A 13,872-nucleotide genomic window follows, 5' to 3' on the forward strand; every position below is an offset into this window, starting at 1 on the left:
AGGAGCGCCCAGCGCGCCCGGAACGAAACTGTGTCTTGGTGGTGAACAGGACGAATAGCGATGGCTGAGCAGACACTTCACTCGAAGATCGAGCAAAGCAACACGCTGCTGATCGTGTTGGTGGTGCTGGTGGTGGCGGTCGGCGGACTGGTCGAGATCGTGCCGCTGTTCTTTCAGCGCTCGACTACGGAGCCGGTGGCCGGGTTGCAACCCTATAGCGCGCTGCAGCTCGAAGGGCGCGACATCTATATCCGCGAGGGTTGCAACAACTGCCACTCGCAGATGATCCGGCCGATGCGTGCCGAGACCGAGCGCTACGGCCACTATTCGGTGGCCGGCGAGTTCGTCTACGACCATCCGTTCCTGTGGGGCAGCAAGCGCACGGGGCCGGACCTGGCGCGGGTCGGGGGGCGCTACAGCGACGAATGGCATCGCCTGCACATGGTCAACCCGCGCAGCGTGGTGCCGGAATCGAACATGCCGGGTTATCCCTGGCTGGCTTCCGCCCGGCTCGACGGCGGCCGGACCGCAGCCAAGATGAGAGCGCTGCGCGCGATCGGCGTGCCCTACACCGACGAGCAGATCGCCGGCGCGGAAGGCCAAACCAAAGGCAAGACCGAGCTCGACGCGCTGGTGGCCTATCTGCAGGTGCTCGGAACGACGATCAAGACGAGGTAGTCATGGAACTGTTGACCATCCTGCGCTCCACGGTGACGGTGATCGCCTTCGCCACTTTCGTCGCGATCGTCCTCTGGGCGTACAGCGCCAGGCGCAGCTCCGCATTCGAGGCCGCGGCGCATGCGCCCTTGCGCGACGAGATCGACGCCGGCAGCCCTTCGCCGGAAACAACGCCGGACCGCGGGAGCCCGAGATGAACGATTTCACCCACGACTTCTGGGGCTGGTACGTCGCGATCATCACGGTGCTCAGCATCGTGGCGTGCGCGGTGCTGTTGAGGGCGCTGTCCACGCGCAAGCTCGCGCCCGGAGAAAAGGCCGGCGTCATGGGCCATGTCTGGGACGAAGACCTAGAGGAGTACAACAACCCGCTGCCGAACTGGTGGCGCTGGCTGTTCTACATCACGCTGTTCTTCGGGATGGCCTACATCGTGTTCTTTCCCGGGCTCGGCGTGTTCAACGGAGTGCTCAAGTGGAGCTCCACCGGACAGTACGAGACCGAGATCGCGCGCGCCGAGGAGCGTTTCGGCCCGCTGTACGCCAGGTACGCCGCCATGGATCTGAAGGAAGTCGCCGCCGATGCGCAGGCCCGCGAGATGGGACAACGGCTGTTCGTCAACTACTGCTCGCAATGCCACGCCTCCGACGGGCGAGGCAGCCGCGGATTCCCCAATCTCGCCGATCGCGACTGGCTCTGGGGCGGGGATCCGCAGGCGATCAAGGCCAGCATCACGGCCGGGCGCCAGGGGATCATGCCGCCGTTCGGCGCGGCGCTGGGCGACGAGGGGGTGAAGGACGTGGCGCACTACGTGCTGTCGTTGTCCGGCAAAACGCATGACGGCTTGCGCGCCGTACGCGGCAAGCCGCTTTTCGAGGCGAACTGCACCGCCTGCCACGGCCCCGAAGGCAAGGGCAACCCGGCACTGGGTGCACCGGATCTCACCGACGAGGTGTGGCTGCACGGGCGCGGCGAGTCGAGCATCATCGAGACCGTGAGCAAGGGGCGGCACAACGTCATGCCGGCATGGGGCGAATTTCTCGGCGAGGCCAGAACCCACATCCTCGCCGCGTACGTCTGGAGCCTTTCCAATGTCCGGTAGCGCAGCGCCGGCGAAGCGACTCGATCCCGGCGGTGCCGGCGGGCAACGCGGCGAGCATTACGGGCGCCTGTCGATCGCCCTGCACTGGCTGATGCTGCTGTTGATCGTCGCGGTCTACGTCTGCATCGAGCTGCGCGAAGCGTTTCCCAAGGGCAGCGAGCCCCGGGAGGCGCTGAAGACCTGGCATTACATGCTCGGGCTTTCGGTATTCGCGCTGGTCTGGGTTCGCCTGGTGCTGCATTTTCTAGGGCCGATTCCAGGAATCGAACCGCCGCCGCCACGCTGGCAGGTGCTGGCCTCCGCGGTCGTGCATTTTTTGCTCTACGTGTTCATGATCGCCATGCCGCTTCTGGGGTGGCTGGTGCTCAGCGCGGAAGGAAAACCCGTTCCCCTTTTCGGGTTCGAGTTGCCGCCGCTTGCCGGAGAGAACGAGTCCTTGGCGCATTGGGCGGAGGAAGTCCACGAGGCATTCGGAAAGGTGGGCTACTTTCTGATCGGCCTGCACGCGGCGGCCGCGCTGTTCCATCATTACGTGCTGCGCGACAACACGCTGCGCCGCATGTTGCCGTAGCCGATGGTTCTTTCGAACCACCGCGACGGTCGACGGCCCGCTCGCGGCGCTTCGGACGCTTGCTGATGGACGCTTCTCCCAGGCCCCGTCTGGCGTCCGCGACCCAGCCGGTCGAGCAGGTGCTCTACGAGATCCGCCGCAAGATCTATCCGCGGGCGGTGACCGGCAAGTTCGCGGCCTGGCGCTGGTTCTTCGTGTGGGCCACCCAGCTCGTGTTCTACGGCCTGCCGTGGCTGGAATGGAACGGCAGGCAGGCGGTGCTGTTCGATCTCGTCAACCGCAAGTTCTACATCTTCGGGCTGGTGTTCTGGCCGCAGGACGTGATCTATCTCGCCGTCCTGCTCATCATCTCGGCCTATTCGTTGTTTCTGTTTACCGCGGTGGCGGGGCGGCTATGGTGCGGCTATGCCTGCCCGCAGACGGTGTATACGGAGATCTTCATGTGGATCGAGCGGGCGATCGAGGGCGATCGCCTGCAGCGCATGAAGCTCGATCGCTCGCCGCTCTCGCCCCGCAAGATCGGGCTCAAGGCGGCGAAGCACGGCGCCTGGATCGCGGTTGCCCTGTGGACCGGATTCACCTTCGTGGGCTACTTCACGCCGATCACGACGCTCCGGGACGAAGTGCTCGGATTCGCGACCGGGCCGTGGGAAACGTTCTGGATTGCGTTCTACGGATTCGCGACCTACGGCAACGCGGGCTGGATGCGCGAGCAGGTCTGCAAGTACATGTGCCCGTACGCCCGTTTCCAGAGCGTGATGTTCGACAACGATACGTTGATCATTTCCTACGATCGCAGCCGCGGAGAGCCGCGTGGCGCGCGCGCCCGCAACGTCGACTACAAGGCCAAGGGCCTTGGCGACTGCGTGGACTGTGGAATCTGCGTGCAGGTCTGTCCCACCGGAATCGACATCCGCGACGGCCTGCAGTACGAGTGCATCGGCTGCGCCGCCTGCATCGACGGCTGCGATCAGGTCATGGACAAGATGGGGTATCCGCGCGGACTGATCCGCTATGCCACGGAGAGCGGGCTCAGGAACCGCTATTCCGTGGCCCAGATGCTGCGGCGCGTCTTTCGCCCCCGCGTGCTGATCTACACCGCGGTGCTGTGGGTCATCATCGGTCTGGCCGCCTTCAGTCTCGTTCACCGCACACCGATCAAGGTCGATGTCATCCGCGACCGCGTCACGACGGCGCGGCCGGACGATCCGGTCGTCGAGAACGTCTACCGCCTGCAGATCATGAATGCGTCGGAAACGCCACGCTCGGTCCGGATCACGGTGTCCGGACTGGAGGGTCTGCGTCTGGAATCGGAGCGGCAACCGATCGACATCGGCCCGGCCACTCAGCGTCTGGTGGCGGTGCGGCTGTCGGTTGACCGGGCGCATGTAGGTCCAGGCTCGAACACGGTGGTCTTCACCGTCGCGACCGAAGCCGATCCCGCGGAGAATATCGTGATCGAAGAGAAAGCGGCGTTCGTGGTGCCCTGAGGATGCGCGACATGACACTCCCGAGACCGCAGCCCGGCCGCCCCTGGTATCGAGAGCCCTGGCCATGGGCGCTGCTGGCGGCGCCGGCGACCGCGGTCGTGGCGGGCGTCGCGACCTTGCTGATCGCCCTCGCGCACCAGGACGGCCTGGTCGCGGAGGACTACTACAGGCAGGGCCTGGCCATCAACCAGAGGCTGGAGCGCGAGCAGCGTGCGGCGGCCCTGCGGCTGCGCGCGCAGGTGCTGTTCAGCGAGCGCAGGGCGCGGGTGCTCCTCGAAGGCGATGGTTCGCTGCCCGGCCGGCTCAGGCTGCGCTTCGTGCATCCCACGCGCTCGGGCAATGACAGGGAGGTCGTGCTGGAGCGCGTGGCGCCGCGCATGTACGAAGCGGCGCTGCCCGCGTTTCGCTCCGGGCGCTGGCTGGTACAGCTCGAAGACCCGGACCGCACGTGGCGCCTGAGCGGGGTCTGGGCCGGCGACGAGCCGGCGCTGGTCCTGTCCAGCATCGGCGAAAGGGTGCAACAGAGGGGAAGATGAAGTCGCGGACGCTGGTGTGGATTCTTTGGCCTTCCTTCGTAGTGGCCGGCGTGGTCGAGGGCGTGTTCTTCACGCTGTTCGATCCCATGGAGCTGCTGCTGTTCGGCGCGCCGATCGGCTGGAGCCGCACCGCAGTCTATTCGGTGGGCTTCTTCGTCTTCTGGGCGGTGTGCGCGGCCTCCAGCGCCTTCACGTGTCTGCTGCAAAGGAGCGCCACGGAGATCAACCGGTGCCCGCTGCAGCCCGGGGAGCGTCCGGCGGGCTGCCCGAAGCGAGAAGACGCGGGCACTTGCTGAAGCTGCAATTCCTCGGTGCTACCGGAACAGTCACTGGGTCGAAGTACCTGCTGACGGCGGGGCGCCGCAGAATCCTGGTGGACTGCGGACTGTTCCAGGGTCTGAAGCAACTGCGGCTGCGCAACTGGGAGCGCCTGCCCGTGGAGCCGCGCACGGTGGATGCCGTCGTCCTGACCCACGCGCACATCGATCACAGCGGCTATCTGCCGCTGTTCGCGAAGAACGGATTTCGCGGCAAGGTCTTGTGCAGCAGCGCCACGAGAGACCTGTGCGAAATCCTGCTGCCCGATGCAGGTTATCTCCAGGAGGAAGAGGCCGAGTACGCCAACCGGCGCGGGTTCTCCAAGCACTCGCCGGCGTTGCCGCTCTACACACAGGAGGATGCGAGACGCTGCCTCCCGCAACTGGTTTCGATCGGTTTCGACAAGGACGTCGACCTGGGCGGCGGAGTGGCGTTGCGGCTGCATCGCTCGGGCCACATCGTCGGCGCTGCGATGGCCGAGCTGCGCTACCGGGATCTGAAGGTGTTGTTCACCGGAGACCTCGGGCGACCGAACGACCCGCTGATGCCCCCGCCGGCGCGCATCGCGAGGACCGATACCCTGATCGTCGAGTCCACGTACGGTGACCGGCGTCACGACCCCGCCGATCCGCGCGTGCTCCTCGCAGAGATCATCAACCGCACGATCGGTCGAGGCGGGGTGGTGCTCGTTCCCGTCTATGCGGTCGGGCGCGCGCAGTCGCTGATGTACTACTTGCGCGACCTGAAGACGACCCAGGCGATTCCCGACGTTCCGGTGTATCTCAACAGCCCGATGGCGGTGGACGCCACACGCATTTTCCGCGAGCATCCGGCGGACCACCGCCTGACGCCGGAACAATGTCAGGCGATGTGCAGCGTGGCAACGGTCGTGAATACGGTGGAGGAGTCGAAGCGCCTGAACTCGGCCCCCGCGCCGATGATCGTGCTCGCGGCCAGCGGAATGGCCACCGGCGGGCGCGTGCTGCACCACCTCAAGTCTTTTGCACCTGACCCGAGAAACACGATCCTGTTCGTCGGGTTCCAGGCTGCCGGCACCCGCGGTGCCGCGATGCTGAACGGTGCGCACAGCGTGAAGATCCACGGCGAATACGTCCCGGTGCGCGCCGAGGTCAGGGCCATCTCCAATCTCTCCGCGCATGCGGATTCTGCGGAGATCCTGGACTGGCTCGACGGATTCGAATCGGCGCCCCGGCAGACCTATATCACCCACGGTGAACCCACCGCCGCGGACACCCTGCGGCACCGGATCGAGGAAGGCAAGCGCTGGGCGTGCCGGGTGCCGGATTACAAGGAGATCGTGGAACTGAATTGAGCGGCCGCAGCCGCCGTTATGGCCAAATGGGACGGTACCAAGGCCCTCGCTCGTGACCAGAAAAACGAATGCCCCGCGAGAGGGCATTTTGCGCTCGTTCGAGAGAGGGATTGCCAGGGGGTGCGAATGGCTCTCTTGCTCGTGGCCAGAAAACGAAATGCCCCGCAAGGGGGCATTTCGTTTTCTGGCGGAGAGAGAGGGATTCGAACCCTCGATACGGGTTTAAGCCCGTATAACGCCTTAGCAGGGCGCCCCCTTCGGCCTCTCGGGCATCTCTCCGTGTGCTGTGCCACCTCCTGCGCCGCTTCGCTGCGAAAGCGGGCTGTCGTGCTCGTCGTGACGGCCTGAACCGATACGGGCTGGATTCTACCGGTTTTCACCGTGCTTCGGGCGTTTCGTCTCCGCGTGCGCTTCCGCGCATTCCGGGGTCGGCTTCACCGCGGTCCGCCTCTTGCCCTTCTCGCTCCCAGAAGTCGTCACCGGACTCCTGCGCTCAATCGCCCTTGTCCAGTCCGAAGGCCTTGTGCAGCACGCGCACGGCGAGCTCCATGTACTTCTCGTCGATGACAACGGTGATCTTGATCTCCGAGGTCGAGATCATCTGGATGTTGATGCCCTCGTCGGCCAGTGCCTTGAACATCTGGCTCGCCACGCCGACGTGGGAGCGCATCCCCACGCCGACCAGCCCGACCTTGCAGATATCGGCGTCGCCGCGCACCTCCTTGGCGCCGATCAGCCTGGCGACCTGCTTCAGGATCTCCAGCGTGCGGCTGAGGTCATTGCGATGCACGGTAAAGGAGAAGTCGGTCAGATTGTCGGTCGCCACGTTCTGCACGATCACGTCCACCTCGATGTTGGCTCTGGCGATCGGGTCGAGGATGGCGAAGGCGATTCCCGGCCGGTCGGGCACCCCGATGACGGTGACCTTGGCTTCGTCGCGGTTGAAGGCAATTCCGGAAACCAGCGCCTGTTCCATTTCAGTGTCTTCCTCGAAAGTGATCAGCGTCCCCGAGTGCGACTCCTCGTCGATCGGCAAGTCCGGAGGCGTCAGGCTGGAGAGCACGCGCAGGCGCACTTTGTACTTGCCGGCGAACTCCACCGACCGGATCTGCAGGACCTTGGAGCCGAGGCTTGCCATTTCCAGCATTTCCTCGAACGTGATCGTCTTCAGCCGGCGCGCCTCCGGGACGATGCGCGGGTCGGTCGTGTACACCCCGTCGACGTCCGTGTAGATCTGGCACTCGTCGGCTTTCAGCGCAGCCGCCAGAGCGACTCCCGAGGTATCCGATCCTCCCCGCCCCAGCGTCGTGATATTGCCTTGCGCGTCCTGTCCCTGAAAACCGGCTACGACCACCACCACGCCGTCGCGCAGGTCGCGGCGTATGCTTTCCTCGTCGATCCTGATGATGCGCGCCTTGGTGAACGCGCTGTCGGTAAGGATGCGGACCTGACCGCCGGTATACGAGCGTGCCTTCAGGCCGAGTTCCTTCAGCGCCATCGCCAGGAGGCCGATCGTCACCTGTTCGCCGGTGGCTGCGACGACGTCCAGCTCGCGCGGGTCGGGCTGCGCCTGAATCTCCCTGGCCAGCGCGATCAGCCGGTTGGTTTCGCCGGCCATTGCGGAGACGACTACCACGACGTCATGGCCGGCGTGTTTCCATTTCGCGACGCGCCGGGCGACGTTCTTGATCCGTTCGGTCGACCCGACCGAAGTGCCGCCGTACTTCTGAACGATCAAAGCCATAACAGGCCGTTGCTGAGCGGGTGGGGCAGAGGTCCAAAAAAGGCGCCATTGTAGAAGAATCGCCGAGGGGTGACACGAAGCGAAAACGCATGGCCCACAGGGGCGGTCCGGCGGTCTGGAAGGTTCTTTCGATGGCCTCGATGGGGCACAATACGCGCAGTGCGGGCCGCGGCGGCCTCGGTCGGGTGCGCCAGAAAGAGGGCGCAACGCGCCCTCCGAAGTGCGGCTGCCGCAAGCCGACCGCCTCTTGCCCGCGCAGCGGCCAGAGATAGATCCTCGCACCTGCTCGCTCCATCGATTCGCATACGGTTGCCTTGATGCCTCAAACCGCGTCGTTCGACACCATCCTGGCGCAATGTCGCGACTTGTTCGTCGAGCGCTTGTCCGCAGCCCTGGCTGCCATGCTCGACACGGCGGACGAGACGCTCGTCGGGCTTGTCAGCCGGACGCGAGACCAGGAAGCGCAAAGACATTACCTGGCTGCGAGGGACAAAGTGCTCGCGCGGCGCGCGGTCATAGAAACGCAGTTCCGCACCCGCTGTCTGCGCGAGTTCCAGGAGCGCAGCAACCGCGTGAAGAAGATCGGCGAGAGTTTCTCCGACATCGACCTGTCTTCGACCGAGCTGGAGCTGGTGGGCGAAGACGACCTGAACGAGACGCTGAAGTTCAACGCGATGGCGGCCAGACTGCGTCAGTATTGCGAAGACGAACTCTTCGCGCTCGACCAGCGGGTCGGAGTGTTGCTGGGCGACGCGAGCCTGCAGGCCGAGGACAACCCTTTTACGCCCCAGGCGATCTGCGATGCCTACAAGCAGACGTGCCGGCAGGTCGATCCGGACGTCAACGTGCGCATGGTTCTGCTCAAGCTGTTCGATGACCACGTGCTCGACGACATCCGTGCCATTTACAAGGCCGTCAACGCGTTGCTGGTAGAGAACTCGATTCTGCCGAAAATCAGGGCGGTCGCCCCGGGGCGACACGAGAAGGCCGCGCCTTCGGCGGCCAAAGCCGCGGCGCAGGCGGACAAGGCGGCCGGCGGCGAAGCCGATCTTTTCAGTCTGTTGCAGAACCTGCTCGCCAGCAATCTCAAGGCGGTGTCTCAGACACCCGCTCCGACGGCGGGCCAGGGGGCGGCTGCAGGGTCCATGGGCATGGGAGGGCAGATCGGGGGCGCGCCCGTTCTTCAGGGTCCGCAGTTGCTGCACTCGCTCACCCGTGTGCAGCTCGGCGACTTGAGTGCGGTCACCGGAAACGTCCTGCCGCTGGCGCATGCCGCTGCCGAGCCGGGCACGATCAACGTCCTGCGCGAGCTGAAAGGAACCAGCCTGGGCAGCGGCATGACCCGGATGGATGCCATGACGCTGGACATCATGGCGATGCTGTTCGACGAGCTGTTCGACGATCCCAAGATTCCCATCGCCGTCAAGGGGCTCATCGGCCGGCTGCAGATTCCGATGCTCAAGGTCGCGATCGCGGACAAGGCGTTCTTCTCGAAGAAGACCCACCCCGCCCGGCAACTGCTCGACACTCTGGGCGAAATCTCCGCGCGGCTGCCACCGGATTTCGATGCCTCGAATCCGCTGTACGGGCGCTTGCAGGCCATTCTTCAGGAGCTCATCGACGGCTTCGAGGACGACATCGAGATCTTCAATGGCGCACGCGAACGGCTTCAGGCGCTCATGATCGAGCAGGACGCGCGCATCCAGGAGCAGACGCAATCCTCGGCGAAACAGGTCGAGCAGAAGGAAACGCTTGCGCTGGCCAAGACCGTCGCACAGGCGGAGATCAAGATGCGCATCCGCGCAGGCGGGATTCCGAGCGCGCTTCAGGAGTTTCTGATGCAGGAGTGGGTGAAGCTCCTGATCGTGGTGCACGTGAAGTACGGCGAGCAGAGCGAGGAGTGGAAGAGCGCACTCGAGACCATGGACCGGCTCATCTGGAGCGTGGAGCCCAAGAACACGCTCGAAGAGCGCCGTGCGCTTGTGGCCGCGGTGCCCGAGCTGCTCAAGCGCCTGATGGCCGGTGCACAGCTCGGCGGCACCGAGGAGGCGGTGCGCACGCGTTTTCTCGCCGAGCTGAGAAAGCTGCATACCGAGGCGGTGGGAAAAGCGGCCCCGGCGAAAGAGCTGCCCGCAGCCGGCAGCGCGCCCGCGGACGACGCAGCGATGAAGCCGCAGCCCGAAGCGGCAGCGACAACCTCGGCCGGCGAAGCGGTTACCCCGCTTCTCGCCGTGCCGGACCTGCCGCTGGAAGCCCCTGTGGACGCAACCGTACCGGCCCCGGTGACGGCACCCGCGCCTGCGGAATCCGCCGAAGCGCCTCAGCCGCTGCCCACTTTGGTCGAGGGCTTGTCGCTCCTGCCCAAGGACACGAGGGAGCCGGGCGCCGCTGCGCAAGAAACCGCACCGGATCGACCGCCCGCGGGCGTGGACATCCAGCAAAGGGACGCTGCCGGCCCGGTTCGAGCCTCGCCTGCGCTTGCCGCGTCGCCTCAGCCTCCCGCGACGGGTTCACCCGACTCGACCGCAGCCGTCACCGTGAACAATCCGTTCGGCGACGGCAAAGTCGAGGTGGACGATCTCGACTTCACCATCAAGCCCGCGGCCGGCACCGATCGCGCCAAACCGGAGGCGAAACCCGCCGAGCTTCCCGCCAACCTCGTGGTCGGAACCTGGGTGGAAATTCGCGAGAAAGACACTCGCAGGCTCGGCAAGCTGGCCTTCGTCAGTCCCCTCAAGACCCGTTATCTCTTCGTCGACCGGCAAGGGAAGACCGCCCTCGAGTGCTCGCGGGCGGAACTCGCGCGCCGGATCAAGCTCGGCGAAGTCGCGATTACCGAGCAAACGCCCGAGACGCCGCTGTTCGATCGCATCGTGAGCGATCTGGTCGGAAAGCTGGGCGGGAAGCGCTGAGCAATCCGGGCATGCGGCACATCTGCGCAAAAGCCGGCCGGCAATACGCGTCGACTTCTTGAACTTCCGAGACCTCGATGCCTGGCTGAACAATCGACCGTCGGTGATGGCGGAAAGGACATCCGGCGTGATCTTGCGGCACTGCACGGCAAGCCGACAGTGAGTTGCAACCCGCGCCGAAATGAACTAGGGTCGCTCCCGCCGGATAGTGAACTCCGGAGTGATTGGCCGGTGCAGTAAAGAACCATGAGATCGGAAGTCCCGGGCAGCAGCCTGGTTCTCCCACGTTGTTTGTCCGGCGGCTGAAGAAGGGAAGAAAAAGAAATGTCCACGCCCCGGCGGCTCGGTGTACGTGCGCAGCTTGCCTTGCTCCTCGCGCTCGTCGTTCTGCCTTCGCTCGGCGTAGTCGGCTACCTGATTCAGACCCAGCGCACTGCGGCGATCGAAGATGCCCAGCAGAACGCTCGGTTGCTCGCGTCCCACGCGGAGAGCACCCTCGATGCTCTGGTTTCCCAGATGCGAAGGCTGCTCGGCACGCTCGCGTATGTGCCCGCCATCCGCTCAGGCAGCGCCCCAGAATGCTCTGCCTTGCTCGCGAGGGTGCTCGAAAAGACCCGCGAGTTCGGCAATTTCGGCTTTCTCGCGCCGGACGGCGAAATGCAGTGCAGCGGCCTGCCGTATCCGCCTGGCATGAACTTCAGCGACCGGGACTACTTCAAGGAAGTCGTCGGCACGCGCGAGTTCACCGTAAGCGGTTATTTGATCGGTCGTCTGATGCACGCTCCGGTGATTGTCTTCGCCCATCCGGTGCTCGACGACGAAGGCAAGGCGCTGATCGGCGTCCTCTACGCCTCGCTCCCGCTCGCGTGGATCAGTCATCAGTTCGAGAGCGCGCTGATGCCTCCCGGCTCGGTGATGGAGCTATACGACCCATCGGGCCTGCTGCTGGCTCGCTACCCCCATGACGACACGGTAGGCCGGACGCGACCCGAGTCTCGGGTGTTCCAGAGCATTCTGCGCAACCGGGCCACGGGAACGACCGTGCTGGAGGGTGCCGACGGGGTGAAGCGGCTTTATGCCTTTAACTCGCTTCTCACCAAGACCGCCAACCTCGGCGCCTATATCGCCGTCGGGCTGCCCGCAGATGCCGCGTTCGCGAAGGTCCATCGAGTCACTCTGCGCAGCATCATCGTGTTCAGCGGCGCGGTGGCACTCGTTCTGCTGCTCGGCTGGTGGGGAACAGACTTCCTGTTTGCGCGCCCGCTCGGGGAACTCGTGGCGGCGACGAAGCGGCTCAGCCTCGGAGATCTCGGCACCAGAGCCCCGGACGCGTTCGAGATCAAAGAGTTCTCGGAACTGGGCAGAGCGTTCAACCAGATGGCGGGTGCACTCGAAGAACGACACCGGGAACTCGAAGACTACATCAGGCGTCTCGATCGCCTGAACAGGGTACGCGCGATTCTAAGCGGCATCAGTAGCGCGCTTCTGCGCATCAAGGACAAGCAGACCCTTCTAGAAGAGGTATGCAGAATCGCCGTTGACCAGGGCCGACTGCGGCTTGCATGGGTCGGATTGCTCGACGAGAGCCGGAGCTGGCTCGTATTCGCGGCACACGCGGGCATCGGGCGCGAGTGCTTCGCGGGGCTTCGCATACCCATGGATCCCGCCGCAAATGCCGAGCGCGGGCCAGCGCGGCAGGCGGTATTGACGAACGGGCCCGTCGTCTGGGATCGAATTCAGGACGATCCGTTGCATGAAGATTGGCGTGAGCGGGCCGAATTGCTCGGCTATCGCTCCGCTGTTGCCCTGCCCATCCGCATCGATGACAGGATTGTCGGGGCTCTGAGTCTGTATTCCGAGGAAAATGGCTTCTTCAACGAAGACGAAATCCGCGTGCTGCTCGACCTTGCGGCCGATACGGGCCTGGGGCTCAGCCATATCGAAAAAGGCGAACGCATCGAGCAGCTCGTCTACTACGACCAGCTCACTGGGTTGGCAAACCCCAGCCTGGTCGAGGACCGTATCGATCAGGCCATCGCCCGCGCGCGCTTTTCCGGGCGGCATGTGGCTGCCGTTGTCCTCGACGTTCGCGGCCTGAAACACATCAATGATCTGTTCGGGCGGCGGGCGGGCGACGAAGCCCTGCGAGCGGTGGCAGAAAGCCTGAAACCCGTCGTGCGCGAGGGAGATACGGTCGGGAGGTTAGCCGGAGACGACTTCGTGCTCGGGCTCGTCGACATGGCGCGACCCAGTGACGTGACGCAAATCCTGCGTGAGATCCTTGACGCGGTGCCGAGTTCTGTCGAAATCGAGGGGGAGCGGATCTCTATCAACGTTCGAATGGGGGTAGCCATCTATCCGTCGGATGGGCAAACCGCCACCGATCTGGTTCGCAACGCCTCGCTTGCGCTGGACTCGGCCGCGGGCCAGGAAACGGAGCCCTTTGTGCTTTATTCAAGCAGCGCGAACGCAGTTGCGCACGAGAACTTCGTGATCGTGCGCGACCTGAGGCAGGCGATCGCGAAGGGCGAACTCTTTCTCGAGTACCAGCCCGTAGTGCAACTGTCGAACCGCAGCATCGTCGGAGTCGAGGCGCTTCTGCGCTGGCAGAATCCGAGTCTGGGAATGGTGCCTCCTGACCGGTTCGTGCCGCTCGCGGAAGACTCCGGCCTCATTCACGACATCGGCGCCTGGGTCATCGCCGAAGCCTGCCGGCAAGGCGCGCTCTGGCAGCGCGCGGCCAAGTCTTTCAGTGTCGCGGTCAACATCTCGCCAATGCAGCTCCGGCGCGCAGGCTTCGCGCAGTCGGTCATGGAGATCATCGCCCGTCAGTGGGCCGGCGAGGGCGGCGCGTGCCTCGTGATCGAGATCACGGAAAGCGCTGTGATGGAGAACATCGATCTGGCGATTACCGAACTGGGGCGCTTGAAGAACGCAGGTCTTTCGGTATCTATCGATGACTTCGGGACCGGATACTCATCGCTCAGCCGCCTCCGCTCGCTGCCGATCGACAGTTTGAAGATCGACCGATCGTTCGTCCGCGACCTGGAAACCGACTCGAGCGCGGTAGCCGTTGCAAACGGCATCATCGCGCTTGCCCACAGCCTCGGGCTGAGGGTGATTGCGGAAGGCATCGAAACGGAGGGGCAGCTCGCGATTCTGCGCCAACATGGGTGCGATGCCGGACAGGG

At 64.7% G+C, this 13,872-nt stretch carries 11 protein-coding genes and 1 tRNA gene; 10 read left to right on the plus strand and 2 right to left on the minus strand.

Going from position 1 to position 13,872, the window contains the following annotated elements; all coding sequences use genetic code 11:
• Positions 1-60 precede the first annotated feature (60 nt).
• The 8 genes from ccoO (at position 61) to VNM24_11640 (ending at position 6,025) form a co-directional block, all read left to right on the plus strand.
• Complete coding sequence (gene ccoO / locus VNM24_11605) at positions 61-678, plus strand: cytochrome-c oxidase, cbb3-type subunit II (GenBank protein HWQ39233.1); 618 nt, start codon at positions 61-63, stop codon at positions 676-678.
• Positions 679-680: 2 nt separating this feature from the next.
• A complete protein-coding gene (locus VNM24_11610) occupies positions 681-875 on the plus strand; it encodes a cbb3-type cytochrome c oxidase subunit 3 (protein ID HWQ39234.1) in 195 nt (64 codons plus the stop codon).
• The gene (gene ccoP, locus VNM24_11615) at positions 872-1,777 is read left to right on the plus strand and encodes a cytochrome-c oxidase, cbb3-type subunit III (protein HWQ39235.1); all 906 of its coding nucleotides are present in this window, start codon (positions 872-874) and stop codon (positions 1,775-1,777) included. Before VNM24_11610 ends, ccoP begins: the two co-directional genes overlap by 4 nt.
• Positions 1,767-2,348 (plus strand): cytochrome b, encoded by a 582-nt coding sequence (locus tag VNM24_11620; protein ID HWQ39236.1) that lies wholly within the window; start codon positions 1,767-1,769, stop codon positions 2,346-2,348. The genes ccoP and VNM24_11620 overlap by 11 nt, the downstream gene beginning before the upstream one ends.
• A 65-nt stretch (positions 2,349-2,413) precedes the next feature.
• Positions 2,414-3,838, plus strand: a complete 1,425-nt coding sequence (gene ccoG, locus VNM24_11625; protein ID HWQ39237.1) for a cytochrome c oxidase accessory protein CcoG — start codon at positions 2,414-2,416, stop codon at positions 3,836-3,838.
• An 11-nt stretch (positions 3,839-3,849) separates the two neighbouring features.
• Entirely contained in the window at positions 3,850-4,374 is a 525-nt protein-coding gene (locus VNM24_11630) for a FixH family protein (GenBank protein HWQ39238.1), read from the plus strand.
• Complete coding sequence (locus tag VNM24_11635; protein HWQ39239.1) at positions 4,371-4,670, plus strand: hypothetical protein; 300 nt, start codon at positions 4,371-4,373, stop codon at positions 4,668-4,670. Before VNM24_11630 ends, VNM24_11635 begins: the two co-directional genes overlap by 4 nt.
• Positions 4,667-6,025 carry an MBL fold metallo-hydrolase gene (locus VNM24_11640; protein HWQ39240.1) on the plus strand — a complete coding sequence of 453 codons (1,359 nt, stop codon included), beginning with the start codon at positions 4,667-4,669 and terminating at the stop codon, positions 6,023-6,025. The genes VNM24_11635 and VNM24_11640 overlap by 4 nt, the downstream gene beginning before the upstream one ends.
• A gap of 185 nt (positions 6,026-6,210) precedes the next feature.
• Here the strand turns inward: VNM24_11640 and VNM24_11645 are convergent.
• Together VNM24_11645 and VNM24_11650 are read right to left on the minus strand one after the other, a co-directional pair.
• Positions 6,211-6,304, minus strand: a tRNA-Ser gene (locus VNM24_11645).
• A gap of 214 nt (positions 6,305-6,518) precedes the next feature.
• Positions 6,519-7,769, minus strand: coding sequence for an aspartate kinase (locus tag VNM24_11650; GenBank protein ID HWQ39241.1), 1,251 nt, complete (start codon positions 7,767-7,769; stop codon positions 6,519-6,521).
• A 317-nt stretch (positions 7,770-8,086) separates the two neighbouring features.
• Here VNM24_11650 and VNM24_11655 point away from each other — a divergent pair, with 317 nt between their 5' ends.
• Positions 8,087-10,681, plus strand: a complete 2,595-nt coding sequence (locus VNM24_11655; protein ID HWQ39242.1) for a DUF1631 family protein — start codon at positions 8,087-8,089, stop codon at positions 10,679-10,681.
• Positions 10,682-11,005: 324 nt separating this feature from the next.
• The coding region (locus tag VNM24_11660) for an EAL domain-containing protein (protein ID HWQ39243.1) at positions 11,006-13,872 on the plus strand (2,867 nt) is incomplete at its 3' end.

The organism is Burkholderiales bacterium (genome assembly GCA_035560005.1).
Classification (GTDB): domain Bacteria; phylum Pseudomonadota; class Gammaproteobacteria; order Burkholderiales; family Eutrophovitaceae; genus DASRFY01.